The 23502-nt window shown below is 52.3% G+C and carries 21 protein-coding genes; 9 read left to right on the plus strand and 12 right to left on the minus strand.

The annotated features are described in order from the left end of the window. Positions 1-49: 49 nt before the first annotated feature. From C813_RS27090 to C813_RS27100, 3 genes are all read right to left on the minus strand, one after another. On the minus strand, positions 50-361 hold the full coding sequence (locus tag C813_RS27090) for a CcdB family protein (RefSeq protein WP_017457648.1): 312 nt from the start codon (positions 359-361) through the stop codon (positions 50-52). A 3-nt stretch (positions 362-364) separates the two neighbouring features. Further along, entirely contained in the window at positions 365-610 is a 246-nt protein-coding gene (locus tag C813_RS27095; RefSeq protein WP_017457649.1) for a type II toxin-antitoxin system CcdA family antitoxin, read from the minus strand. Positions 611-747: 137 nt separating this feature from the next. Beyond that, the gene (locus C813_RS27100; protein ID WP_017457650.1) at positions 748-1464 is read right to left on the minus strand and encodes a nitroreductase family protein; all 717 of its coding nucleotides are present in this window, start codon (positions 1462-1464) and stop codon (positions 748-750) included. Between the two features lie 762 nt (positions 1465-2226). Between C813_RS27100 and C813_RS27105 the strand changes: the two genes are divergently transcribed. Beyond that, the gene (locus C813_RS27105; RefSeq protein ID WP_017457651.1) at positions 2227-3552 is read left to right on the plus strand and encodes a sensor domain-containing diguanylate cyclase; all 1326 of its coding nucleotides are present in this window, start codon (positions 2227-2229) and stop codon (positions 3550-3552) included. 20 nt (positions 3553-3572) lie between these two features. On the opposite strand, the gene C813_RS27110 is transcribed toward C813_RS27105, so the two are convergent. Next, positions 3573-4715, minus strand: a complete 1143-nt coding sequence (locus C813_RS27110) for a trans-sulfuration enzyme family protein (protein ID WP_017457652.1) — start codon at positions 4713-4715, stop codon at positions 3573-3575. 10 nt (positions 4716-4725) lie between these two features. Further along, entirely contained in the window at positions 4726-6096 is a 1371-nt protein-coding gene (locus C813_RS27115; protein WP_017457653.1) for a pyridoxal-phosphate dependent enzyme, read from the minus strand. 395 nt (positions 6097-6491) lie between these two features. Here C813_RS27115 and C813_RS27120 point away from each other — a divergent pair, with 395 nt between their 5' ends. The 5 genes from C813_RS27120 to C813_RS27140 all read left to right on the plus strand — a co-directional run bounded on the left by C813_RS27120 (position 6492) and on the right by C813_RS27140 (position 11501). Next, positions 6492-7514: a methionine ABC transporter ATP-binding protein gene (locus C813_RS27120; protein ID WP_017457654.1), complete on the plus strand. Its 1023-nt coding sequence runs from the start codon at positions 6492-6494 to the stop codon at positions 7512-7514. Further along, on the plus strand, positions 7507-8175 hold the full coding sequence (locus tag C813_RS27125) for a methionine ABC transporter permease (RefSeq protein ID WP_017457655.1): 669 nt from the start codon (positions 7507-7509) through the stop codon (positions 8173-8175). Before C813_RS27120 ends, C813_RS27125 begins: the two co-directional genes overlap by 8 nt. Positions 8176-8193: 18 nt before the next feature. Continuing rightward, complete coding sequence (locus C813_RS27130; protein ID WP_025263848.1) at positions 8194-9006, plus strand: MetQ/NlpA family ABC transporter substrate-binding protein; 813 nt, start codon at positions 8194-8196, stop codon at positions 9004-9006. A 157-nt stretch (positions 9007-9163) separates the two neighbouring features. Continuing rightward, positions 9164-10345, plus strand: coding sequence for an acetyl-CoA C-acetyltransferase (locus tag C813_RS27135; protein WP_017457657.1), 1182 nt, complete (start codon positions 9164-9166; stop codon positions 10343-10345). Between the two features lie 475 nt (positions 10346-10820). After that, the gene (locus C813_RS27140) at positions 10821-11501 is read left to right on the plus strand and encodes an oligogalacturonate-specific porin KdgM family protein (RefSeq protein ID WP_017457658.1); all 681 of its coding nucleotides are present in this window, start codon (positions 10821-10823) and stop codon (positions 11499-11501) included. Between the two features lie 372 nt (positions 11502-11873). On the opposite strand, the gene C813_RS27145 is transcribed toward C813_RS27140, so the two are convergent. Further along, positions 11874-13049: an oligogalacturonate lyase family protein gene (locus tag C813_RS27145; protein ID WP_017457659.1), complete on the minus strand. Its 1176-nt coding sequence runs from the start codon at positions 13047-13049 to the stop codon at positions 11874-11876. A gap of 499 nt (positions 13050-13548) precedes the next feature. On the opposite strand from C813_RS27145, the gene kduI reads away from it, so the two are divergent. The 3 genes from kduI to araE all read left to right on the plus strand — a co-directional run bounded on the left by kduI (position 13549) and on the right by araE (position 16943). Then, positions 13549-14385, plus strand: coding sequence for a 5-dehydro-4-deoxy-D-glucuronate isomerase (gene kduI / locus C813_RS27150; protein ID WP_025263849.1), 837 nt, complete (start codon positions 13549-13551; stop codon positions 14383-14385). A gap of 60 nt (positions 14386-14445) precedes the next feature. Next, positions 14446-15207 carry a 2-dehydro-3-deoxy-D-gluconate 5-dehydrogenase KduD gene (kduD, locus tag C813_RS27155; protein ID WP_017457661.1) on the plus strand — a complete coding sequence of 254 codons (762 nt, stop codon included), beginning with the start codon at positions 14446-14448 and terminating at the stop codon, positions 15205-15207. A 317-nt stretch (positions 15208-15524) separates the two neighbouring features. Continuing rightward, positions 15525-16943 (plus strand): arabinose-proton symporter AraE, encoded by a 1419-nt coding sequence (gene araE / locus C813_RS27160; protein WP_017457662.1) that lies wholly within the window; start codon positions 15525-15527, stop codon positions 16941-16943. A 33-nt stretch (positions 16944-16976) separates the two neighbouring features. On the opposite strand, the gene C813_RS27165 is transcribed toward araE, so the two are convergent. The 6 genes from C813_RS27165 to C813_RS27190 all read right to left on the minus strand — a co-directional run bounded on the left by C813_RS27165 (position 16977) and on the right by C813_RS27190 (position 23360). Continuing rightward, positions 16977-18107 (minus strand): oligogalacturonate lyase family protein, encoded by a 1131-nt coding sequence (locus C813_RS27165; RefSeq protein WP_017457663.1) that lies wholly within the window; start codon positions 18105-18107, stop codon positions 16977-16979. A gap of 66 nt (positions 18108-18173) precedes the next feature. Continuing rightward, positions 18174-19463 carry an ABC transporter substrate-binding protein gene (locus C813_RS27170; protein ID WP_017457664.1) on the minus strand — a complete coding sequence of 430 codons (1290 nt, stop codon included), beginning with the start codon at positions 19461-19463 and terminating at the stop codon, positions 18174-18176. Between the two features lie 138 nt (positions 19464-19601). Further along, positions 19602-20729 (minus strand): ABC transporter ATP-binding protein, encoded by a 1128-nt coding sequence (locus tag C813_RS27175; protein WP_017457665.1) that lies wholly within the window; start codon positions 20727-20729, stop codon positions 19602-19604. Between the two features lie 12 nt (positions 20730-20741). Beyond that, positions 20742-21644: a carbohydrate ABC transporter permease gene (locus C813_RS27180; RefSeq protein WP_017457666.1), complete on the minus strand. Its 903-nt coding sequence runs from the start codon at positions 21642-21644 to the stop codon at positions 20742-20744. Continuing rightward, positions 21637-22527, minus strand: coding sequence for a carbohydrate ABC transporter permease (locus C813_RS27185; protein ID WP_025263850.1), 891 nt, complete (start codon positions 22525-22527; stop codon positions 21637-21639). The genes C813_RS27180 and C813_RS27185 overlap by 8 nt, the downstream gene beginning before the upstream one ends. Before the next feature lie 506 nt (positions 22528-23033). After that, the gene (locus tag C813_RS27190; protein ID WP_017457668.1) at positions 23034-23360 is read right to left on the minus strand and encodes a cupin domain-containing protein; all 327 of its coding nucleotides are present in this window, start codon (positions 23358-23360) and stop codon (positions 23034-23036) included. Between the last annotated feature and the right edge of the window lie 142 nt (positions 23361-23502).

Consider the following 23502-nt stretch of genomic DNA (forward strand, 5'->3'; position numbering starts at 1 on the left):
TCGTGTTTCCAGCAAGAAAGTGACTGAGCATTTAAGATGTTCAGTCACTTCAAATCTCGTCAAAAATAAAATCCATCGCATTGCGGATCACGTCGCGCTGGGCGCGCATACTGCAAACTTCTTCACCCAAAAGCGCCAGGCTGACGCCTGCGAGATCGTGGGTCAGTAACAAATACGATTCCCCTTCGATCTCCAGTACCGGATTTAACCGCTCAACCCGGCGGCGATCTTTGTAATCCGCCAGGGGACAGAGCGGGATCACCGCCCGTGAGTTCATGCTACCGATAATATCGCTCTGTACATCCAGCAGAAACGGGAAATCCCGGCTGTTACTTTTGTTCCGATAAACCGAATATTGCATGGATTAAAACTTCCTGTGTTCATCCGAGAAGTGGCCGCGTTCGGCAATAAATTCATTTAAATCGGCAATGGCGGCGGCATTTTCGCGCTTCCAGCGCTCAGCTTCCAGATTACGCAGTTCGCCTTGCAGGGCGTTCGTCAGCGTTTGCGAAAGGTTGATGCCTTCTTTGCGCGCTTGTTCCAGTAGGTCGCGCTCGACGGTCACGCTGACATTTTGCTTGTTTCGCTGTTTAGTTGCAGTAACAGGCATGACGTCCCCCTCCTGTGTATAGATGTGTGTAGTATACGCAGGTGTTTGCATGCCATCTAGCCAAAATTTGTACAATAACAATACGTGGCGGAGAAAAAGAATTGCCCGCTTAGCGGGCAATATCTTTATCAATGTTGTTATCTCGCGACGATAAAGCGCTTATCGTCGTCGATATAACTCTTTTCATCAGCGGCGGCGACAATCGAGCCAAAATTCATCTCTGCGCGCAGCTTCCAGCTTTCCGGGATCTGCCACGCGGCGCGAACATCGAGATCAATTAACGGGTTATAGTGCTGCAGATTCGCGCCGATGCTCTTTTCCGCTAGCGCCAGCCACACCGCGTACTGGGCAATACCGCTGCTCTGTTCTGACCAGACGGGGAAATTATCGGCATAAGCGATGTACTGACGTTGCATGTGAGTGACCACTTCCTGATCTTCAAAAAACAGCACGGAACCAGCGGCGGCGGCAAAACCGTCGAGTTTATCAGAGGTGGCGTGAAAGCTCTCTGCCGGGATCACTTTACGCAACTGATCGCGCACCATCTCCCAGAAACGATCGTGCTCTTTACCGAGCAGGATCAGCGCGCGCGAACTTTGCGAGTTAAACGCCGACGGCGCCTGGCGGATGGCCTCTTTAATGATTTCTACCACCTCATCTTCGGCGATGGGTAAATCTTTGCCGAGGGTATAAATGGTTCTGCGCGCTTTGGCGAGCGAGAGGAAGTCGTCCACTGCAATATGGGCAATCCTCGGTTTTAACTCCGCTTCCAGCAATGCCTGGGGCTTGATGGCCGGTGGAGCGTCATCGGTGCGGGCGAGCGTTGATTTTAATATTTGCTGAAACGGATCCATCAGGTGCGGCTCCTGTGATGAGCGTCAGTGGGGTTAAAAGTGTCATTATCAGAGCATAGGCCAGAGCATTTCCATCCTTCAAATAGATGAAAGAAAGCGTGGTATTTGGCGCAAAAAAAAAGATGTATCACTGCACCCATATCGTGATGATGTGAAAAGGACAAGGCGGTTGAGATAATCCTGAATCTCACATTCCTCAATTATGTGATAGATTTTCATCTTGCAGGCGGAATAAGCTCAATAATACTCAACAATAATCGGAATGCGTTAATTCATCTTTATATCCAGTCATTGTTTCGAATAAAAAATATCAATGACGAAAATCGGCGAAGTAAAAATATATTAACCGGGAAATTCAAAAAGAGGATTAATTTAACTTAAGGTAAATTGACTTATTTGGACAGGCCTTCTCTATGATTTTAATGGAATAAAGTATCCCATAAATCAATCGCGCGTTCTGGCCACGTTGCCGCGAGATAAATAATAAGCCGCATGAAAAAGCCTGATGAAATCGTGTACAGTGTAGTTATTATTACTTCTGGTGATAAAAGATCTTGTAAGCAGGCGTAAAACCGGCTCTCTGAGATAAGAGTGTGGGTAAAAAAACGCCCCAAAATGCGCGTTAATCTTATTCACTTTCATCGGGTTAGCGCGCACCTTAGCGAATTAGATAGATGTATTTTTGTGGTGAATATTTCTTGCCTTCACCACGCTGACCAGGCAAGTTGTTGCGCGCATAGCGGGCCATGCGGAACAGAAACCATGAATAATGAAAAAAAACGGCTGGATCACCGGGAAGAAGATGCGAAACATCTCTTCGAATTGCTGCACAACAATTCTGACTGGGTGTGGGAAGTCGACGCGCAGGGACGCTATACGTGGTCTTCCGATGTCGTCACGGAATTGCTCGGCGTACCACCCAGCGAGGTGATTGGCAAAACCCCTTTTGATTTTATGCCGCCGGGCGAAGCTGAACGCGTGGCGGGCGCGTTTGGTGCCATTGTGGCGCAGAAGCGTGCGTTTTCTGGCCTGGTCAACCGTAATCAGCGCGCCGATGGCAGCATCGTGGTGCTGGAAACCAGCGGCATCCCACTGTTTGATGAGCAGGGCGAGCTGCGCGGTTATCGCGGCATTGATCGCAATATCTCCAACCTGGGCGAGCGGGTGCTGCAACTGGAGACCATTTACGAAACCACGCCGGTGGCGCTGTGCATGATTGATCGCCACGGGCGTCTGGTGATGTCCAACAAGGCGATGGCGAAATTGCTGGGTGAGGCGCTGGAAACGGAGGATCGCTTTCAGCGTTTAATGCCCGATTACTGGCCCTTTTTCCTGGCGGATTTCGCGCTGGCGGATAAGGGCGAGGCGCTGCCGTCTCGTGAGTTGGGCTGGCGCGATCGCTGTTACGATATTCAGGCGGTACCGGTACATGATGCCATGGAGATGGTGGTGGGGTTGTCGGTCACGTGGGTCGATATCACTGAACGTCGCCAGGCGGAGCACAAGCTCGCCAGCGCAAATAAAATATTACAACAGTACGCGCAACACGATCACCTGACCGGGTTGTTTAACCGGCGCTATATGGATGAGTGTCTGCTGAGCGAGATCTCCCGCGCCTTGCAGGATGATTTCCCGCTGTCGGTGTGTCTGGCGGATATCGACTATTTTAAAAACTACAACGATACCCAGGGACATCAGGCCGGGGACGATTGTCTGCGCCTGGTGGCCCGCACGCTCACCGCTTCCCCCTTGCGCAGCGGCGATAACGTCAGCCGTTACGGTGGTGAAGAGTTTCTGATTATCCTGCCGGGGACAAACCTGATGCAGGCGATGAATGTCGCCGAAGATGTGCGTGGCAATATCAACGCACTTAGTGTGCCGCACGCGGCCAGCCCGACCGGTTTTTTGACCATCAGCATCGGCGTGGCTACATTGCAGGCCGGGCAAGTGCACTTTGGTAAACCGCTGCATATGATTGCCAGCGGTCTTATTCACCGGGCCGATACGGCTCTGTATGCCGCGAAAAAACAGGGCCGCAACCAGGTGGTATCCGCGTGGGACAGCCCGTTAACGTCGCAGGGAGCCTGATGGCTCCCCGATTGATGTGATTACGCCAGCGCGTTTTTCCAGTCGGCAATCAGATCGTGTTCATCTTCAATACCCACCGACAGGCGGATCAACTGCGGTGTGATGCCGTTTGCCAGCCGCTGTTCAAGCGGAATTGACGCATGAGTCATGCTAAACGGCTGGCTGACCAGGCTCTCCACACCGCCAAGGCTCTCCGCCAGCGTAAACAGTTTCAGCTTATTGATAATATCTGTCGCCCGCGCATCGTCGCCTTTGATGACCACTGAAATCATGCCGCCCGGCAGCGCCATCTGCCTGCGCGCCAGCTGATATTGCGGGTGCGATTCCAGCCACGGGAACCACACTTTCTCGACCTGCGGTTGCTGTTCCAGCCAACGGGCGAGGGCCAGCGCGTTGCTGCTGTGGCGTTCCACGCGCAGGGAAAGTGTGCGAATACCGCGCAACGTGAGGAAACTGCTGAACGGATCGAGCACCCCGCCGACGGCGTTTTGCAGATAACCGAGTTTTTCGGCCAGTGCCGGGTTATCACCGACCACGGCCAAACCGGCAACTACATCCGAGTGCCCGTTCAGGTATTTCGTGGCCGAGTGCACCACGATATCAAACCCTAACTCCAGCGGGCGGTGGATAACCGGCGACGCGAAAGTGTTATCCGCCACGCTGAGAATATTGTGACGTTTGGCGATAGCGGCAATCGCCGCCAGATCCGCCAGCTTCAGCAGCGGGTTAGTTGGCGTTTCTACCCAGATCATTCGTGTGTCGGGACGAATAGCGGCTTCGAGGCCAGCGAGATCGTCTGGTTTTACCCAGCTCACTTGTAATCCGGCGCTGCGGCGACGCACATTTTCAATCAGGCGATAGGTGCCGCCGTACACATCATCAATCGCCACCAGATGGCTGTCTTTATCCAGCAGTTCCAGCACCGTGGAGATGCTGGCGAGGCCGGAAGCAAATGCATAACCGCGCGTGCCGCCTTCCAGTTCGGCAATCGCCGTTTCCAGCGCATGGCGCGTCGGGTTGCCGCTGCGCGAATATTCGTAGCCGGTGTGTTGCCCCGGCGCAGGCTGTGCGAAGGTGGAGGTGGCGTAAATCGGCGGCATCACCGCGCCGTGTTGGTCGTTGAATGCGCCGCTGTGGACGCTCTGCGTTGCCAGTGTTTTCATTTTATTTCCCTTATTGTTCAAGACGGTTGCGCCAGGTGGTCAGTACATCGCTGCGGGTTATCAGGCCGATAAAGCGGCCGTTGTCGGCGATCACCGCCACCAGGCCGCGATCAAAAATGGCGTACAGCGCGCTTTCCGGCGCGTATTTATCGAGGATTTCCACGTTGCGGGTCATCGCCGCTTTTACCGGCAACGCGAAACGCGCACTGTCGCCGCGCACGTGGCTTATCAGATCCCATTCGTCGACAATCCCCACCACCTGGCCGTTTTCCAGCACCGGCAGTTGCGAAATATCGTACAGACGCATGCGCGCCAGCACGGCGGCGAGGCTATCCTCTGGCGCAGCGGTGACGGTTGCTCCTTCGTCGTGGCGCAGGGCGATAAAATCCGTGAGATCACCGCTGGAAGGGCGGCTCAGCAACCCTTGCTGGCGCATCCAGTCATCGTTGAACATTTTCGACAGGTATTTGTTGCCGCTATCGCAGGCGAACGTCACCACCCGTTTCGGCGTGGTTTGCGCCTGGCAGTAACGCAGGGCCGCGCTGAGCAGCGTCCCGGTGGACGATCCTGCTAAAATTCCTTCCTGTTGCAGCAATTCTCTGGCGGTGGCGAAGGCTTCGCGATCGGTCACGCGGAAGGCTTTGCGCACGCCGTCGATGTGTGCCAGCGGTGGAATAAAATCTTCACCGATGCCTTCAACCAGCCAGGAGCCGGGCGTGCTGTAGCGGCCATGCTCCACCTGATCGGCGAGGATCGAACCGGCGGGATCGGCCAGCACAAACTCGGTGTGCGGCGAGTGCTCAGCAAACCAGGCTTGCAGCCCGCCAAGTGTGCCGCCAGAACCCACGCCAACGACGATGGCGTCGATGTTGCCGTCCAGTTGTTTAAAGAGTTCGGGCGCGGTCGTCGACGTGTGCGCCAGCGGGTTGGCGTCGTTATTGAACTGGTCGATGTAAAACGCACCCGGCGTCTCTTGCGCCAGGCGGCGCGCGTAATCCTGATAGTAAGCCGGATGGCCTTTGTTCACGTCTGAACGGGTGAGCACCACTTTTGCGCCCAGTGCGCGCAAGTGGAAAATCTTCTCGCGGCTCATTTTGTCTGGCACCACCAGCACCAGTGAATAACCCTTTTGCGCAGCGATCAGCGCTAATCCCAGACCGGTATTACCGGCAGTGGCTTCAATAATTGTCCCGCCTGGGGCGAGTAAACCACGGCGTTCGGCTTCGTTAATCATCGACAGCGCGACGCGGTCTTTAATCGAGCCGCCAGGGTTCTGGTTTTCCAGTTTGAGAAATAATTCGCATGGCCCGCTCGCCAGTTTATGTAACTGCAACAGCGGTGTTTGACCGATCAATTCGGTTACTGAATGGAAGACTGACATTGTGGATTCACCCGTAAAGATTCGTAATGTGCGGATGATAGGTCTGTCATTTTGCCTGTTTAAAGAACCTTTATTCGGCGTTTAGAACGAATAGAAATATAAACCGCTATTTAGCCGTCAGGATGGCGAGCCATACAGTCGTCCGGATGGATTGATAGCCAGCAAAGCGGGTTTTTACGCTGATTTCACGCACTTTTCCCCTCAGGTTCGTCGCAGTTATGCAATTTCCGGCAATGCAATGCGAAATAAAATCTTATTGTCAAAACGCCTGTTCCGCCGCTGTTATCCTGTTTAGTTATAAGTAATGTCCATTTGGTTATTTGAATTATAACTGCGGCTGATTATTATCGTCTGGACATCCATACCGCTAAACTGCCATACGGAAACACCAACGCATGATCGTCCTCAGGAATATCTCCAAGATTTTCGACCAGGGAAAGGCATCGATTACCGCCGTCGACAGCGTCAATCTGACGGTTGAGCAGGGGCAGATTTACGGCATTATCGGCTACAGCGGCGCCGGGAAAAGTACGTTGATTCGCTTGCTGAATGGGCTGGAAAAACCCACTTCCGGCAGCGTGGTGATTAATGGCCAGGACATCGCCGCCGCGCGCGGGGAAACGTTGCGCCAGGCACGGCTGAAGATCAGCATGGTCTTTCAGCACTTCAATTTATTGTGGTCGCGCACGGTGAGCGAAAACATCGCGTTTTCGATGCAAATTGCCGGTGCGCCAAAAGCGCAGATTAACGCCCGCGTAGCGGAACTGATTGAGCTGGTGGGGCTGAAAGGGCGCGAAAAGGCTTACCCGTCGCAGCTGAGTGGCGGGCAGAAACAGCGTGTTGGCATTGCCCGCGCGCTGGCGAATAACCCGGATGTGCTGCTGTGCGATGAAGCCACCTCGGCGCTGGATCCGCAAACCACCGATCAGATCCTCGATTTGCTGCTCGATATTAATCGCCGTTTCAAACTGACCATTGTGTTGATCACCCATGAAATGCATGTGGTACGCAAGATTTGCGACCGCGTGGCGGTGATGGAGAACGGCAAAGTGGTGGAGGAGGGCGATGTGCTGAGCGTCTTTACCCATCCGCAGCAACCGATCACCAAACAGTTTGTGCGCCAGGTGAGCCAGTATAAAGAAGAAGAGGCGTTCAACCCGGAGCTGAACAGCGAGCTGGACGGTACGGTTATTAAATTGACCTTTACCGGCCACAGCACGCACCAGCCGATCGTCGGCGAACTGACGTTGCGCTATGGCCTGCCGTTTAACATTTTGCACGGCAAGATGTCGCAAACCGCGCACGGCGTATTTGGACAATTATGGGTGAACGTGAAGGCGACCCCGGAACAACTGAACAATATCCTTGCAGACCTGAGCAAAACGGATATTGAAAGCGAGGTCGTGACACATGGCTGATTCCCTCTTTCCGCACCTGAAATGGGCGCAACTCTGGGCGGCAACGCAAGAGACACTGTATATGACAGCGCTGTCGGGCGCGGCGACCTTTGTTCTGGGGATTGTGCTCGGTCTGGCGCTGTTTCTTACCTCGCGCGGCGGCCTTTTCCAGAACCGTACGTTGTACAGCGTGATTTCGATTGTGGTGAACGTCTTCCGTTCTATTCCGTTCATCATTTTGATTGTGCTGCTGATCCCGTTTACCAAAACCCTTGTTGGCACCATTCTTGGCGCAAACGCCGCGCTGCCTGCGCTAATCGTCGGTGCAGCGCCGTTTTATGCGCGGCTGGTCGAGATTGCGCTGCGCGAAGTGGATAAAGGGGTGATTGAGGCGACGCGTTCGATGGGCGCGCGGTTGAGCACACTGGTATTTCGGGTGTTACTGCCCGAATCATCACCCGCGCTGGTGTCCGGCATTACCGTGACGTTGATTGCGCTGGTGAGCTACAGCGCCATGGCCGGGGTTATCGGCGCTGGCGGGTTGGGCAATCTTGCTTATCTGGAAGGATTCCAGCGGAACCATAACGACGTCACGCTGGTGGCGACGGTGACTATTCTTATCATCGTCTTCATTATCCAGTTCTGCGGCGACGTCATTACTTCTCTGTTAGATAAACGATAATTATTGGAAACCAACATCATGAAAAAAACACTGACACTGATTGCCGCAGCCACCCTCAGCGTGCTGAGCTTCTCCTCCTGGGCGGATACGCTGACCGTGGGCGCGTCAAACGTGCCGCACGCCGAAATCCTTGAGCAGGCGAAACCGATTCTGGCGAAACAGGGAATTGATCTGGAAATTAAACCGTTCCAGGACTACATCCTGCCGAACACGGCGCTGGCCAGCCGTGAACTGGATGCCAACTACTTCCAGCACATTCCGTATCTGAATAGCGTTATCAAAGACCACGCGGGCGACAAAACCTATGATTTCGTCAGCGCAGGCGCCATTCATATTGAGCCGATTGGTATTTACTCCAAAAAATACAAATCGCTGAAAGATCTGCCACAGGGCGGCAAAATCATCATGCGTGATGCGGTATCTGAAGAGGGGCGCATTCTCTCTATCTTCGAAAAAGAGGGCGTGATCAAGCTGAAACCGGGCATCGACAAAGTGACGGCGCGTATCGATGACATCGTTGATAACCCGAAAAAACTGCAGTTCCTGCCGAACGTGGAAGCGGCGCTGCTGCCGCAGATGTACAACAACGATGAAGGCGATGCCGTGGTGATCAACGCCAACTACGCAATTGATGCCGGTCTGGATCCGGTTCACGATCCGATCGCGGTGGAAAGCGGTGAAAACAACCCGTATGCCAACATCATCACTGTGCACCGTGGCGACGAGAAGAAAAAAGATATCGTGGCGCTGGTGAACGTGCTGCACTCCAAAGAGATTCAGGACTGGATCCGCACCAAATATAAAGGCGCGGTGATCCCGGTTAACAACTGATTTTCCCCTTCTGCGCGGCCTTGCTGGCCGCGCAATGCTCTGCTGCTTTCCCGCCTTTGACTTTCGCTGTGACTAATCTCACCAATTTTAAACAATCGAGTTAATACTTGTTAACAATGCACTACTATTGCCGGGTTGAACAACTGCGGGGGTAGAGATGAAAGATGTCGTGATAGTCGGCGCGGTTCGCACGCCTATCGGCTGTTTTCAGGGCGCATTGTCACGCCTCTCTGCCGTTGAGTTGGGCAGCCAGGTGGTGCGTGCGTTGATTGAACGTAGCGGCGTGCAGCCACAAGATATCGACGAAGTGATTTTAGGCCAGGTGCTGACAGCAGGTGCCGGGCAAAACCCTGCGCGGCAGTCGGCGATCAAAGGCGGCCTGCCGAATACGGTTTCAGCAATCACCATTAATGATGTCTGCGGCTCCGGGCTGAAAGCCCTGCACCTGGCTTCGCAGGCGATTCAGTGTGGCGAAGCTGATGTGGTGATTGCTGGCGGGCAGGAGAATATGAGCCGTGCGCCGCATGTGCTGACCGACAGCCGCACCGGTGCACAGCTCGGCAACAGCCAGCTTATTGATAGCCTGGTGCATGACGGTTTGTGGGACGCCTTCAACGATTACCATATGGGCGTAACGGCGGAAAACCTGGCGCGTGAATATGGCATCAGCCGCGAGCGTCAGGATGAATGGGCGTTAAGCTCGCAGCACAAAGCGCGTGTCGCTATCGATTCCGGGCGTTTTCGCGATGAAATTGTTCCGGTAAGCGCGATGGATGCAGCAGGTCAGACGCAGGTTATTGATACCGATGAACAACCGCGCACTGACCCCAGCGCGGAAGCGCTGGCAAAACTCGCGCCCGCGTTTGAACAAAGCGGCTCGGTTACTGCCGGTAACGCCTCACCCATCAATGACGGTGCGGCGGCGGTGCTGGTAATGAGCGAAGCAAAAGCGCAGGAACTGAATTTACCGGTGCTGGCGCGCATCCGCGCATTTGCCAGCGTTGGTGTCGACCCGGCGTTAATGGGTATTGCGCCGGTTTATGCCATGCGCCGCTGCCTTGAGCGCGCAGGCTGGCAACTTGATGATGTCGATCTGATTGAAGCGAACGAAGCTTATGCAGCGCAGGCGTTGTCAGTCGGTAAAATCCTCGAGTGGGATGAGAAACGCGTGAATGTCAACGGTGGGGCGATAGCGCTGGGCCACCCGATTGGCGCTTCCGGCTGCCGTATTCTGGTTTCGCTGGTGCATGAAATGCAAAAAAGGCAGGCCCGTAAAGGGCTGGCAACCTTATGCATCGGCGGTGGCCAGGGTGTGGCGTTAGCAATCGAACGCGATTAATCTCACTTTAAGTTAAATAAAGCCTTCCACCCGGAAGGCTTTATTGTTTGCGACTGACATCCCAGCCTTTGTTTCAATTAAATTAAAACTTCGATGTCTTGAACTAATAATCATCCCACGTCATTAAAAAACACTTCTGCAAAAGTCAAATTTACGATTATTCCCTCCGTTACAATTTGAAATGTAAGCGATAAGCCTGCTTATTATTTGCTAGTGGATTTTGTAGATCACTGTTTTGGTTTGTGTTTTTTATTTGTATTTAACTTTGTAAGTTAACCGTTAATAGAAAATTGGTGTGATCTTTATCATATTAATTAGGCGGTAAAGGGAAAATATATTGATATTCATCACGCCGTTATACATAGTTTCGCTCCATACAAATATTTACGATCGCGATCACTAAAATAAAGTTATCAAAAAAATAAAATAGAATTCCATAAAAATGGAACATAATTTTAATTATTGAGGTAATCTCATGTTTAAGAAAACTCTGGCTCTTGCTTCACTCCTTGGCGCTTCCTTTGCTTCACAAGCCGTCACCGTGGATTTACGTCACGAATACATTGACAGCGGTTCCAACGCCGATCGCGTAGCGGTTTCCCACCGCTTTGAGAATGGCGTAGGTTTCGGTGTTGAAGCGAAATGGAAATCTGGCGGCGATGACGCCGACAAACCGTTAACGGAAATCGTGGGTAACGGCCACGAAGAGTCCATTAACTGGCGCTGGGCTGCGACCAAGAATTTTGCGTTAACACCGGGCTTTAATATCGAAAGTAAAGATACCAACTCCATCTATAAACCGTATCTTCACGCGCAATACAGCTTTGATAACGGCGTTTATATTGCAGGCCGTTACCGTTATGAATACACACGTAACCCGGATTCAAGCACCGTTGATAATAAGGTCAACAAATTTGATACCTGGGTAGGCTGGGCGATGGGCGACTACCGCATTGAGCTGAACTATGTTTATGCGAAGAGCACCGAAGATGTTATTCGTGAAAACAACAAAACCTATTCCAACGAATATAACGCCAAAGTGGCGTACAAACTGGATAAAAACTGGTCTCCGTATGTGGAAGTGGGCAACGTGGGTGTGAAAAATACCGACGAACGCCAGACCCGTTTCCGCCTCGGTGTGGCTTACTCTTTCTGATTGTCTGAAATACCTGTGTTACCCTCACGAAAACCCCGGAGCCGTTGGCCGGGGTTTTTTATATTTATTCCCGTCATATTCGCCCCGGTCACTTACTTCAGTAAGCTGCCGGGAACTCGCTCCGTTGCCGCCTTCCGGTGACTCGCATTATTCAGGGCAGACCTGAGCAAATGTAAAAAGCACTCTTCAAAAGTCCAAAGAAGGTCAATAACGAACCTGTAGCGAAAAATAAGACAGCCAACACACTTAAGTGACTGGGGTGAGTAAGGCGGTCAACATATCTGTGGCTCAAAGTAGGACGGACATGGACGGCATAAAAAAAAGCCCCCCAGGAGGAGGGCAAGGCCAGTTACAGAAACACTAACTCAAAGTTTACGCTTGCAACATTACGCGTTGCTCAGGAAGTTTCGCGATATAAAGCGCCGGTTTGCCGTCTTTATCGGAACTAAACAGAATCGCACTGTCGTCTGGTGTGAACGACGGATGCGGATGCGTTACCTGGCGGCTGTTGGCAACCGTTGCCCAGGAGGTATCGTGGCGCGCTACCCGGAAATAGGCTTTTTTCGCCACGTCGAAAACATACAAATACGGATCGTTATCAATGGTGTAACCGCTGGTATCTTTCACATCCACCGGCGTGCCGGAACCATCGCCGACCAGTAAGGTGCCGTCGAAGTTGCTCATCAGGTGAGAGCACGCTGGCATTGGCATCACTGCGTCGTTCACGCCGGTATCAGGGTTGAAGCTGTAAATCATGCGTCCCTGTTTGCCTTTCAGGTAAGAGACATACACCAGCGCGGAACCGTTCGGCACCCAGAATTCGTGGGTGCAGCTTTCACCTTCGGCGTGATCTTTTACTTTGCGCACATGGCTGCCGTCTTCATTGACCAGCCACATCCGCGCATCCACCAGGTCGTGCGGGCCTTCGTGGCAAAACGCCACGGTGTTATCGTCGAACGGACGGTAAATCGGGTGACCCAGCCAGTTCTTCTCTTCATGGATCACGCTGCTCTCGCCGCTTTGCAGATCCACGCGCAACAAACGGCAGTGCGGGCCTTTATGGAAGAAGTCGTGGAACAGTTTCCAGTCATTGAGCGGCGTCCAGTCGCTGGCGGCGATCTCAATCCCAACCAGTTTGCTGCAATCGCTGTTTGCTACCCAGGTGCCGTAGCCTACCCACTCCTCCGGTACACGATAAATTTCGCGCTCGGCGAGCGTTTGCAAATTCACTTCCCGCAGGGTGCGATCGTTCTTCACATAATATAAAGCGCTGTCATCCGGCGAGAGGAAACCGCCAAAGGTGTTATCACCCGCGCCTTCCGTTAACTGCACGGCTTCGGCTTTCGCGATATCCAGCAGGTAATAATTCCAGTGGCCATCAAATTCACCGGCAAATAACAGGTGGCTGCCATCGTTGAAAAAACACTTCTGATAGAAGTAGTTCCGATGACAGGTCACTTCCGGTGGTGTTAAGCGGGTGATTTCCGCGCCGGTATCCGGATCGCGGCTGATTGCGTAATTGAGTTTTACCCGCATGCCTTTCGCCATATTTCACTCCTTTAGATGGTCCGGTGGGAAAGTTGCGCCCCAATGATGACCACAGATGATTACAAGTTTAAAAATAGAGTGTTAATTTATCAAAACAACGTTTCAATATGTGTGATTGCTGACGCACTTTATAAGAAAACAACGTTGGCGAGCTGGATTAACGCGAGGTGAAAAAGCGTTTGCGCTGGCGGGCTTTGATTTTAAACACAAAAATTGCTGATTAGCCGTCAAAACTCAAAGACGGTCTTAACTTATTGTTTGCTATGTTTTATTTAAAATTATTCTCATAGCCTAATTGGTGATGACGCGCTGTCAACGCCAAACAATCGTGATCGCACTTACAGATTTAATAATAAGTAGCAGAAAAATTGAAACGTTGTTTTATTCAAGATTGAAAACATGTTTTAGCCGGGATAAGATGCGCGTAATGAAGAAACGGAACACTGTTTCTGCGTTCCAATGAGTGACGTTTCGGTCAAAATTTACTTCGGAGGTTATTGTGGAAGTCAGACAAAGCATCCACAGTGCGCATGCGAAAACGCTGGATACCCAGGGCCTGCGCAATGAGTTTTTAGTCGAAAAAGTATTCGCTGATGACGAATACACCATGGTTTACAGCCATATCGATCGCATTATCGTCGGCGGTATTAAACCGGTGAAGAAAACCGTTTCTGTCGGTGGCGAAGTGGGTAAACAGCTTGGCGTGAGCTATTTCCTTGAGCGCCGCGAACTGGGCGTGATTAATATCGGCGGCCCGGGCACCATCACCGTGGACGGTCAGTGTTATGAAATTGGTCATCGCGATGCGTTATATGTTGGAAAAGGCGCCAAAGAGGTGGTTTTTGCCAGCATAGATAGCGCGAAACCGGCTAAGTTTTACTACAACTGCGCACCCGCACACACCACCTTTCCAACAAAAAAAGTGACGCCAGCCGATGTTGCTCCGGTGACGCTTGGCGATCCGCTGACCAGCAACCGTCGCACCATCAACAAATATTTCGTGCCGGACGTGCTGGAAACCTGCCAGTTAAGCATGGGGCTGACCGAGCTTGCGCCGGGCAACCTGTGGAACACGATGCCGTGCCATACCCATGAGCGCCGCATGGAAGTGTACTTCTATTTCAATATGGAAGAAGACGCCTGCGTATTCCATATGATGGGGCAGCCGCAGGAAACGCGTCACATTGTGATGCATAACGAGCAGGCGGTCATTTCTCCCAGCTGGTCAATCCATTCAGGCGTGGGTACGCGTGCGTATACCTTCATCTGGGGGATGGTGGGTGAGAACCAGGTCTTTGATGACATGGATCACGTCGCTGTAAAAGATCTGCGCTAATAGCGGGCAGCATAAAACCATGCCTGTCCAACACAGGCGCTGATAGATTAAGGAATAAACATGATTCTGGATGCATTTTCTCTTCAAGGTAAGGTTGCGGTAGTAAGCGGTTGCGACACTGGTCTGGGCCAGGGTATGGCGCTGGGTCTGGCGGAAGCGGGCTGCGATATCGTCGGTATCAACATTGTTGAACCAACAGAAACCATTGAGCGCGTAACCGCGCTGGGCCGTCGTTTTCTTAGCCTGACTGCCGATCTGCGTCAGATCGACGGCATTCCGGCGCTGCTGGAGCGTGCGGTCGCCGAGTTTGGCAAAATCGACATTCTGGTAAATAACGCCGGTTTGATCCGCCGTGAAGACGCGATCAACTTCAGCGAGAAAGACTGGGACGACGTGATGAACCTGAACATTAAGAGCGTATTCTTTATGTCCCAGGCGGCGGCAAAACATTTCATCGCGCAGGGTAACGGCGGCAAGATCATCAACATCGCGTCCATGCTTTCTTTCCAGGGTGGCATCCGCGTACCGTCTTACACCGCGTCAAAAAGCGGCGTAATGGGCGTGACTCGTCTGCTGGCGAACGAATGGGCGAAACACAACATCAACGTTAACGCTATCGCGCCGGGTTATATGGCGACCAATAACACCCAGCAACTGCGTGCCGACGAGCAGCGTAGCGCCGAGATCCTCGACCGCATCCCGGCAGGCCGCTGGGGGCTGCCGAGCGATCTGATGGGGCCGGTGGTGTTCCTGGCATCAAAAGCGTCTGACTACATCAACGGCTACACCATTGCTGTTGACGGCGGCTGGCTGGCGCGTTAATTCGCCTCGCATTGCCTGCATAAAAAACCTGCCGACGGGCAGGTTTTTTTATCGCTGTGTATTAATTGTCCATATCTCATGAATAGAAAAATCCATATCCTTTTATCTTAATTCGCAGGCTATTTATTAAAAATACTTAAAAATAAATAAGTTAAAATTAGTTTACTCCTTAAACTATATTTTCAAAATTGTAAACTCCATCACAAAACACCATGCCACAGCGCATTTATCCATATCTTCGCGTTTTCAGCACTGACGCTTTGCCCCGTCGCTGACTTACTTTCATAGGACGTCTTATTCTGTGTAGGCAGGAAAAAATGACTTCTATCAGTAATGATTCCGTAGCTTTACCACGCGCGCTGCGTGATACCCGGCGTATGAATCTGTTTGTCTCGGTGTCGGCTGCGGTCGCCGGGCTGTTGTTTGGTCTCGATATTGGGGTGATTTCCGGTGCGCTGCCGTTTATCACCGACCATTTCACCTTATCCAGCCGTTTGCAGGAGTGGGTGGTGAGCAGCATGATGCTGGGCGCGGCGCTGGGGGCGCTGTTTAACGGCTGGCTCTCTTTTCGCCTTGGGCGTAAATACAGCTTAATGGCGGGCGCGGTGTTATTTGTCGCCGGTTCGCTCGGTTCCGCGTTTGCCGCCAGTGTGGAAGTGCTGCTGCTTTCCCGCGTGCTGCTGGGGATTGCCGTCGGCATTGCTTCGTATACCGCGCCGCTGTATCTCTCTGAAATGGCGAGCGAAAACGTGCGTGGCAAGATGATCAGCATGTACCAGTTAATGGTCACGCTGGGCATTGTGCTGGCGTTCCTGTCGGACACCGCGTTTAGCTACAGCGGTAACTGGCGGGCAATGCTCGGCGTACTGGCACTGCCGGCGGTGTTACTGATTATTCTGGTGGTGTTCCTGCCCAATAGCCCGCGCTGGCTGGCGCAAAAAGGGCGGCATATTGAAGCGGAAGAGGTGCTGCGTATGCTGCGTGATACCTCGGAAAAAGCGCGTGAAGAACTTAATGAAATCCGCGAAAGCCTGAAACTGAAACAGGGCGGTTTCCAGCTGTTTAAAGCTAACCGCAACGTGCGCCGCGCCGTTTTCCTCGGCATGTTATTGCAGGCGATGCAGCAGTTCACCGGTATGAATATCATCATGTATTACGCGCCGCGCATCTTCAAAATGGCCGGGTTTACCACCACCGAACAGCAGATGATCGCCACGCTGGTGGTGGGGCTGACCTTTATGTTTGCCACCTTTATCGCGGTGTTTACCGTGGATAAAGCCGGACGCAAACCGGCACTGAAAATTGGTTTCAGCGTAATGGCGATCGGCACCTTGATCCTCGGCTATTGCCTGATGCAGTTTGATAACGGCACCGCGTCGAGCGGGTTATCCTGGCTTTCCGTTGGGATGACGATGATCTGTATTGCCGGTTATGCGATGAGCGCCGCGCCGGTGGTGTGGATCCTGTGTTCTGAGATCCAGCCGCTGAAATGCCGCGATTTCGGCATCACCTGTTCCACCACCACTAACTGGGTGTCGAACATGATTATCGGTGCGACCTTCCTGACCTTACTGGATGCGATTGGCGCGGCGGGCACCTTCTGGCTCTATACCGCGCTGAATCTGGCATTTGTCGGCGTCACGTTCTGGCTGATCCCGGAAACCAAAAACGTCACGCTGGAACATATCGAGCGCCGTCTGATGTCAGGTGAAAAACTGCGTAATATCGGCGTGTAACAACATCCCTCTCCCCGGCGGGAGAGGGCAAAATTATACCCGCGCCAGGTAGAGCGCGGGCATGCCTTCGGCATCGGAAGTATAGAGTACCCACTGGTTATCTGGCGAGAAAGATGGGTGCGGGTGCGTGACCTGGCGGTCGCCATCCAGCACTTTCCAGCTACTGTTATGCTGGCAAATCGCTTTCTGTTCGCCGCTGTGAATATCAAATACCCAGATATACGGATCGTTAAGGTGGATATCCCCGGTATGATGCGGTGCGCCATCGCCGACCACCAGGCTGCCATCTTCATTACTCATCAGGTGCGAGCAGGGCGGGATCGCCATTAATTGCTGGTTTTCCAGCGTGTTCGGATCCGCACTGTAGAGATAACGGCGCGGATCGTTTTCCTGGTGCGCCACGTAGTAGAGCGCGGAGCCGTCCGGCACCCAGAATTCATGGGTAAAACTTTCGCCCGGCTTGTGCTGGCGTACTTTGCGCACATTGCAGCCATCTTCGTTAATCAGCCACATGCGTGCATCGATCGCATCGCGCGGGCCTTCGTGGCAAAACGCCACGGTGTTATCGTCAAACGGGCGATAAATCGGGTGGCCAAGCCAGCGTTTTTCCTGCAACAGGGTCTCGCGTTTACCGCTTTGCAGATCAATGCGGATCAAGCGACATTCGGGGTTGGTGAAGTAGAAGTCACGGAATTTTTGCCAGTCGGTAAGCGGCTGCCAGTCGCTTTTCTTGATTTCGATACCGACCAGCTTGGTGCAGCTGGAGTTGGCGACCCAGGTACCATACGCCACCCATTCATCATCGACTTCGTAGACGATATGCTCTTCGAGCGTCTGCAAATCCACGCGGCGCAGTTCGCGGGTGTTTTTCACATACCACAGCGCGCTGTCATCGGCGGATAAAAAACCGCCAAACGTGTTGTCTCCCGCGCCTTCGGTGAGCTGTGTCGCTTCGCGGTTAGCGAGATCCAGTAAGTAGTAATTCCAGTGGCCTTCAAACGCGCCGCCGAAAATCAGTTTCTCGCCGTCCCGGGTAAAGCATTTTTGATAGAAGTAGTTACGGTGACAAATAATATGCGGCGGCGTCAGCCGGATAACCTCATGCCCGGTTTTGTCGTCTTTCTGGCTGCGGAAGGTGAGAGAGACTTTTTTCCCCTTTGCCATTACCTGCTCCTTAGATAAAAAAATACCCTGCCGCAAACGGGCAGGGTATGTCATTGCGGTAAAACCTTAGCGCATGGCGCGTTTCAGAATACGCTCAGCCTGACGCTGGAAGTCGGCAGCGGTTTCTTCAACGGATTTCTGGCCATAGTCGATGTACTGAATTGCGGTACCGAACTGGGCAACAATCTGCGGATCGTCAAAGTAAGGCGATACCGAAAGTTTGGTCGGCAGAGACTGCGCCAGACGCAGACCCGCAACCGCCGGATCGGCCTCTTTGATCGCGCCATTGGCGGTCAGTGTTTGCACCGCAGCTTTGCTCAGCGGCACGCCGCGCTCCAGACCCAGCGTTTCAGCACCTTCTTTGCTGTTCAGCAGGAAGTTGATCACCTGGGCCGCTTCTTTCGGATGCTTGGTGGATTTACCGATCGACAGCATCTGTGCGGGTTTGAAGAACAGACCCGCGTCTTTCGCGCCAGGCAGCATCGGATAGTCACCCAGTACCAGTTTGGCTGGCGGCTTCAGGTTGTCGGAATATTTGGTGATGGTGGAGTTCCACATGTAAGTACCGGCCCATTCACCTTCGATCCACGGCTTCATTTCATACATGTTGCTCTTACCGAATGACGCGTAGTATTTCGCGTCCGGCATCACGTGGCTATCGACCAGTTTTTTATACATCTGGAAGAATTCCACCCACTGCTCGTTGGTGTAGCTGAATTTCTTCGCTTTTTCATCCACGGCAGGAATGTTGTATTTCTGCACCATGTAGGAGTTCAGCAGCGCCAGCGTATCCTGGTGCTCCAGCACGACCGGGTAGTACTGTTTGCCGAGTTTGCTTTCAAAGGTTTTGCCCGCAGCTAACAGCTCATCCCAGGTTTTCGGGAAGGCTACGCCCGCTTTTTTCCACTGCTCGTCGTTGAAGTAGAACACGCGCGCGGTGACGGAGATTGGAATGCCGTTCAGCTTGCCGTCAACGGTGGTGGATTGCAGCTCTTTGGCATCGAACTGGCTTAAGTCAATAATGTCTTTGACCTGGTTCAGGTCGTAAAAACCGTCGCCATTTTTGGAGAAAATCGGCAGCCAGTTCCAGTTGGTCTGCATCACGTCCGGCTCAGTGCCGCCCGCGATTTGCGTGGTCAGACGGGAGAGGTGGCCGTCCCAACCGGTGTATTCAGATTTAACGGTAATGTCCGGATGCTGTTTATGAAACTCTTCCAGCGCTTTTAAGGTGACCTGATGACGACCGTTGCCCCCCCACCAGGACATACGCAGATCAACATTATCAGCGGCGGTTGCGGGTACAGCGCACATGCCCAGAGTTGCGGAGATGATGGCGCCGGTAAGCACTTTTTTCATTTTTATACTCCAACGTTTGTTTAAATTTCACTCTTCCGGTGCCCCTTGGTGGCTGCGCTGATGTATCCCGGTTACTTACTTTGTAAGCGCCGGGAGACACCGACTGGCCGCCTCGGGGCATCGCGAATGATTTCGTAGTTATAAGGAAATGTTCTGTTCAGTTTTCGCGTCAAAAATATGACACTTATTCATATCAAACTTAAAGTACACCTTCCGGTGAAGCCCCTTAGCAATCATTGGCTTAGCTTCATCAGAAGGAATTCGGGCGGTCAGTTCGTAGTCGCCAACTTTCAGGTAAACAAAGAACTCGTGACCCATGTTCTCGACGCGCACCAGGTCACCGGCGCCGCAGTCGTCGCTAAAAGGCTCATCTGAAACGGAGACAAACTCCGGACGCACGCCAAAGAACACCTCTTTATCGGCGTAATCGGCGACTTTCTCCTGCTGGCGAGCGTTCAGTGCCAGCGTTTCATGACCGACGGTAATGTGCAGCTGGTCGGCTTTTTTCACAATCTTCGCTGGTTTGATGTTCATCTCCGGCGCACCGATAAAGCCCGCCACGAACATATTTTTCGGGAAGTGGTAGAGGTTATCCGGAGTATCCACCTGCATGATATGGCCGAGTTTCATCACGCAGATGCGGTCGCCCATGGTCATTGCTTCGGTCTGATCGTGCGTGACGTAAACGGTGGTCGCCGGTTTCCCGGATTTCTTCAACTGCTTGTGCAGGTCGGAAATACGGATACGCATTGAGGCGCGCAGTTTGGCGTCCAGGTTCGACAGCGGTTCGTCAAACAGGAACACATCCGGCTTTTTCACAATCGCGCGGCCAACCGCCACACGCTGCGCCTGACCGCCGGAAAGCTGGCGCGGCAGGCGATCCATCAGCTCTTCCAGTTCGAGGATCTTCGCCGCTTCATCGACCTGTTTGTTGATCTCGTCTTTCGGCATCTTGCTGAGTTTCAGGCCGAACGCGAGGTTTTCACGCACTGTCATGTGCGGGTAGAGCGCGTAGTTCTGGAACACCATCGCGATACCGCGTGATTTTGGCGCGAGGTTGTTGACGATCTTCTCGCCGATGCGCACTTCGCCGCCGCTGATGGTTTCAAGGCCTGCCAGCATACGCAGCGTGGTGGATTTGGCGCAGCCGCTTGGGCCGACAATCACCATAAATTCGCCATCGGCAATTTTCAGGTCGATACCATGTACCGCTTTGAAGCCGTTGGAGTAAACCTTTTCCAGTTTGTTGAAAATAACTTCAGCCATGATACTTCCCTCTTAACCTTTAATTCCGCTGCTGGTCACGCCCTGTACGAAGTAGCGCTGTGCCAGGAAGAAGACAATGATGGACGGCAGAATGGAGATACTCGCCATTGCCAGAATTTCGTTCCACGGCGCACCTTCCGTGACATCGATGGACATTTTCAGCGCCAGTGCGATCGGGTATTTATCCACGCTGTAGACATAAATCAGCGGCCCGATAAAGTCGTTCATTGACCACATGAACTGGAACAGCGCCACGGAGATAATCGCCGGTTTCAGGATAGGCACCACCACGTACCACAGCACCTGCCAGGAGTTACAGCCGTCGATTTGCGCCGCTTCTTCCATGTCGCGCGGCACGCCGCGTAAAAACTGAATCAACATAAAGACGAAGAAACCGTGGGTGGCGAACGCCGTTGGCAGATACAGCGGCATATAGCTGTTAAGCATGCCCATTTCACGGAACATCAGATATTGTGGGATCAGCAGCACGGTGCTTGGCAGCAGCATGGTGGCGATAAGCGTACCGAACCAAAAGTTCTTCCACGGGATCTCAAAGCGGGCAAAGCCGTAAGCCACAATGGTGGAAGAGATAATGGTCAAAATCACTTTCGGGATCACATACTTAAAGGTGTTCAGCATGTAATGACCGAAGGTGTATTCGGTGCCGGTTTTCCAGCCGTTGATAAAGCCGTCCCAGGTGGCGTGGGTCGGCCACAGCCCCAGCGTGGTGAAGATCTCGTGGTTCGGTTTGAACGACGCCGAGAACATCCACGCCAGCGGGTAGAGCATTAACAGGCCGACAAAGAGCAGGATCGTATAGCGGATCCATGCGCTGATTTTCTCGCGGCGCAACGTGCGCGCCACTTCACGTTCGGCTTCTTTCATGCCCGGCGTGAGATGTTGGATATCAGCCATTTTTGCCTCCCTTATCGGCAGAGTAGAACACCCAGTATTTCGAAGACTTAAAGGCGATGGAGGCAAAGACTGCCACGACCAGGAACAGAACCCAGGCCAGCGCTGCACCGTAGCCCATGTCGAAATACTTGAAGGCGGTGTCGTAGATGTAGAGCGAGAACAGATAGGTGTAATAGGTCGGGCCACCGCCGGTAATGACATACGGTCCGGTAAATTCCTGGAACGCCTGGGTGGTCTGCATGATGAAGTTGAAGAAAATAACCGGCGTAATCAGCGGCACGGTAACTTTCATAAACATCTGCCATTTGCTGGCACCATCGATCATCGCCGCTTCGTACTGGGATTGCGGCACGTTTTGCAGTGCGGCGAGGAAGATGACCATCGCGGAGCCGAACTGCCAGACGCGCAGTAGGGTGACGGACATCAGCGCCAGCGATGGTTCGCCGAGCCAGTTAATTGGATCCAGACCAAACACGCCGATAAAGCTGTTCAGCAGGCCATCAATAGCGAACAGTGCGCGCCACAGTACGGCGATCGCCACGGAGCTACCGAGGATGGACGGAATGTAGTAAGCCGTACGGAAAAAACCGATGCCGCGAAGTTTAAAGTTGAGCACAAAGGCAATCCCCAGCGCGAAGGCGAGCTTCAGGGGGATTGTCAAAAATACATACGCGAACGTTACGCCCATTGATTTCCAGAAGAGCGTGTCTTCGGTAAACATGTAGCGATAATTCTCAATGCCGTTAAATACCGGCGGGCTCATCAGGTCATACTCAGTAAAACTGAGAAAGAACGATGAGATGAATGGGAAAGCCGTAAAGACTATCAACCCAATAACGTAGGGCGATATCCAGGCCAATCCCAGTAGTCTGTTTTCATTCATACATACCTACCTGGCGAACAATGTGTAATACGGATTCGGAGATTAACTTTTTTCCTCCGCCGCATGGGCGTCAGAGGGTTAAAACAGGTTCTGTGCGTGCGCTTGATCACAATAATCAATTGAATCAATGCGTTTTGAAACTTTAACCACTGGAAATTACTCACAATATTCCGGGTTTTAAAATCCTGCGAACTTGCGTTCTCGGTTTGTGAAACGTCGTTTTAAAATATTTTATTGTGTTTTGAATTGGCGTCATTCGATTAATTCGTGAAATGTGATCGAAGTCGAAACGATGTTTCAATAAAGTGAGGTGGGTGTCATTTTTGCCGAAAAACAGCGGGTTTATTGTCAATGGCCGCAACGATTTAGGTAACAGCCTAACGTATTAAATATTGCGAAATGAAATCATTGGATATTTAAACGATTACCCGGCGAACTATTTTTATTGGCCTGAAAATAAAAACGCCCCCCTAATTATGGGAGGCGTTAAATAATTTAGGGCGCGATCAACGTTTTAAAAAATCTTCACGTACTGGTGTAAAGGTATCGAGCAGCGTTCCGGCTTTTAAACACACACATCCGTGCATAATGTGCGGTTCCTTATAAAGTGTATCGCCTGCGGTGACGATATGTTTCTCATCACCAATGGTAAATTCGAACTCGCCGGATAAAACGTACGTAAGTTGTTCATGAGGATGGTTGTGCATTGGGCCGATGGCGCCTTGTTCGAACATAACTTCGACCGCCATCATTTTGCCGTCATGGGCAAGAATACGGCGGCTAACGCCGTTGCCCAGGTCATCAAGCTGAGTGTCTTTATGGAAGATAAACATCGGAGTGTCCTGTAGTAGGTATCGTTAGTGATTACGATAGAGTAAATGATGAAACGTTGTTTCAAAATAACTTATCTCAGCGTTCTATAAAAATAAACGCGAGGCCAGAGAAGTTGAAAGTCGATCACAACTTTGATTGACT

The sequence above is a fragment of the Kosakonia sacchari SP1 genome, assembly GCF_000300455.3.
Classification (GTDB): domain Bacteria; phylum Pseudomonadota; class Gammaproteobacteria; order Enterobacterales; family Enterobacteriaceae; genus Kosakonia; species Kosakonia sacchari.

Excerpts from the sequence above, each read along its gene's own strand:
- C813_RS27090 (WP_017457648.1), bottom strand. The coding sequence starts at position 361 with ATGCAATATTCGGTTTATCGGAACAAAAGTAACAGCCGGGATTTCCCG.
- C813_RS27095 (WP_017457649.1), bottom strand. The coding sequence starts at position 610 with ATGCCTGTTACTGCAACTAAACAGCGAAACAAGCAAAATGTCAGCGTG.
- C813_RS27100 (WP_017457650.1), bottom strand. The coding sequence starts at position 1,464 with ATGGATCCGTTTCAGCAAATATTAAAATCAACGCTCGCCCGCACCGAT.
- C813_RS27105 (WP_017457651.1), top strand. The coding sequence starts at position 2,227 with ATGAATAATGAAAAAAAACGGCTGGATCACCGGGAAGAAGATGCGAAA.
- C813_RS27110 (WP_017457652.1), bottom strand. The coding sequence starts at position 4,715 with ATGAAAACACTGGCAACGCAGAGCGTCCACAGCGGCGCATTCAACGAC.
- C813_RS27115 (WP_017457653.1), bottom strand. The coding sequence starts at position 6,096 with ATGTCAGTCTTCCATTCAGTAACCGAATTGATCGGTCAAACACCGCTG.
- C813_RS27120 (WP_017457654.1), top strand. The coding sequence starts at position 6,492 with ATGATCGTCCTCAGGAATATCTCCAAGATTTTCGACCAGGGAAAGGCA.
- C813_RS27125 (WP_017457655.1), top strand. The coding sequence starts at position 7,507 with ATGGCTGATTCCCTCTTTCCGCACCTGAAATGGGCGCAACTCTGGGCG.
- C813_RS27130 (WP_025263848.1), top strand. The coding sequence starts at position 8,194 with ATGAAAAAAACACTGACACTGATTGCCGCAGCCACCCTCAGCGTGCTG.
- C813_RS27135 (WP_017457657.1), top strand. The coding sequence starts at position 9,164 with ATGAAAGATGTCGTGATAGTCGGCGCGGTTCGCACGCCTATCGGCTGT.
- C813_RS27140 (WP_017457658.1), top strand. The coding sequence starts at position 10,821 with ATGTTTAAGAAAACTCTGGCTCTTGCTTCACTCCTTGGCGCTTCCTTT.
- C813_RS27145 (WP_017457659.1), bottom strand. The coding sequence starts at position 13,049 with ATGGCGAAAGGCATGCGGGTAAAACTCAATTACGCAATCAGCCGCGAT.
- kduD (WP_017457661.1), top strand. The coding sequence starts at position 14,446 with ATGATTCTGGATGCATTTTCTCTTCAAGGTAAGGTTGCGGTAGTAAGC.
- araE (WP_017457662.1), top strand. The coding sequence starts at position 15,525 with ATGACTTCTATCAGTAATGATTCCGTAGCTTTACCACGCGCGCTGCGT.
- C813_RS27165 (WP_017457663.1), bottom strand. The coding sequence starts at position 18,107 with ATGGCAAAGGGGAAAAAAGTCTCTCTCACCTTCCGCAGCCAGAAAGAC.
- C813_RS27170 (WP_017457664.1), bottom strand. The coding sequence starts at position 19,463 with ATGAAAAAAGTGCTTACCGGCGCCATCATCTCCGCAACTCTGGGCATG.
- C813_RS27175 (WP_017457665.1), bottom strand. The coding sequence starts at position 20,729 with ATGGCTGAAGTTATTTTCAACAAACTGGAAAAGGTTTACTCCAACGGC.
- C813_RS27180 (WP_017457666.1), bottom strand. The coding sequence starts at position 21,644 with ATGGCTGATATCCAACATCTCACGCCGGGCATGAAAGAAGCCGAACGT.
- C813_RS27185 (WP_025263850.1), bottom strand. The coding sequence starts at position 22,527 with ATGAATGAAAACAGACTACTGGGATTGGCCTGGATATCGCCCTACGTT.
- C813_RS27190 (WP_017457668.1), bottom strand. The coding sequence starts at position 23,360 with ATGTTTATCTTCCATAAAGACACTCAGCTTGATGACCTGGGCAACGGC.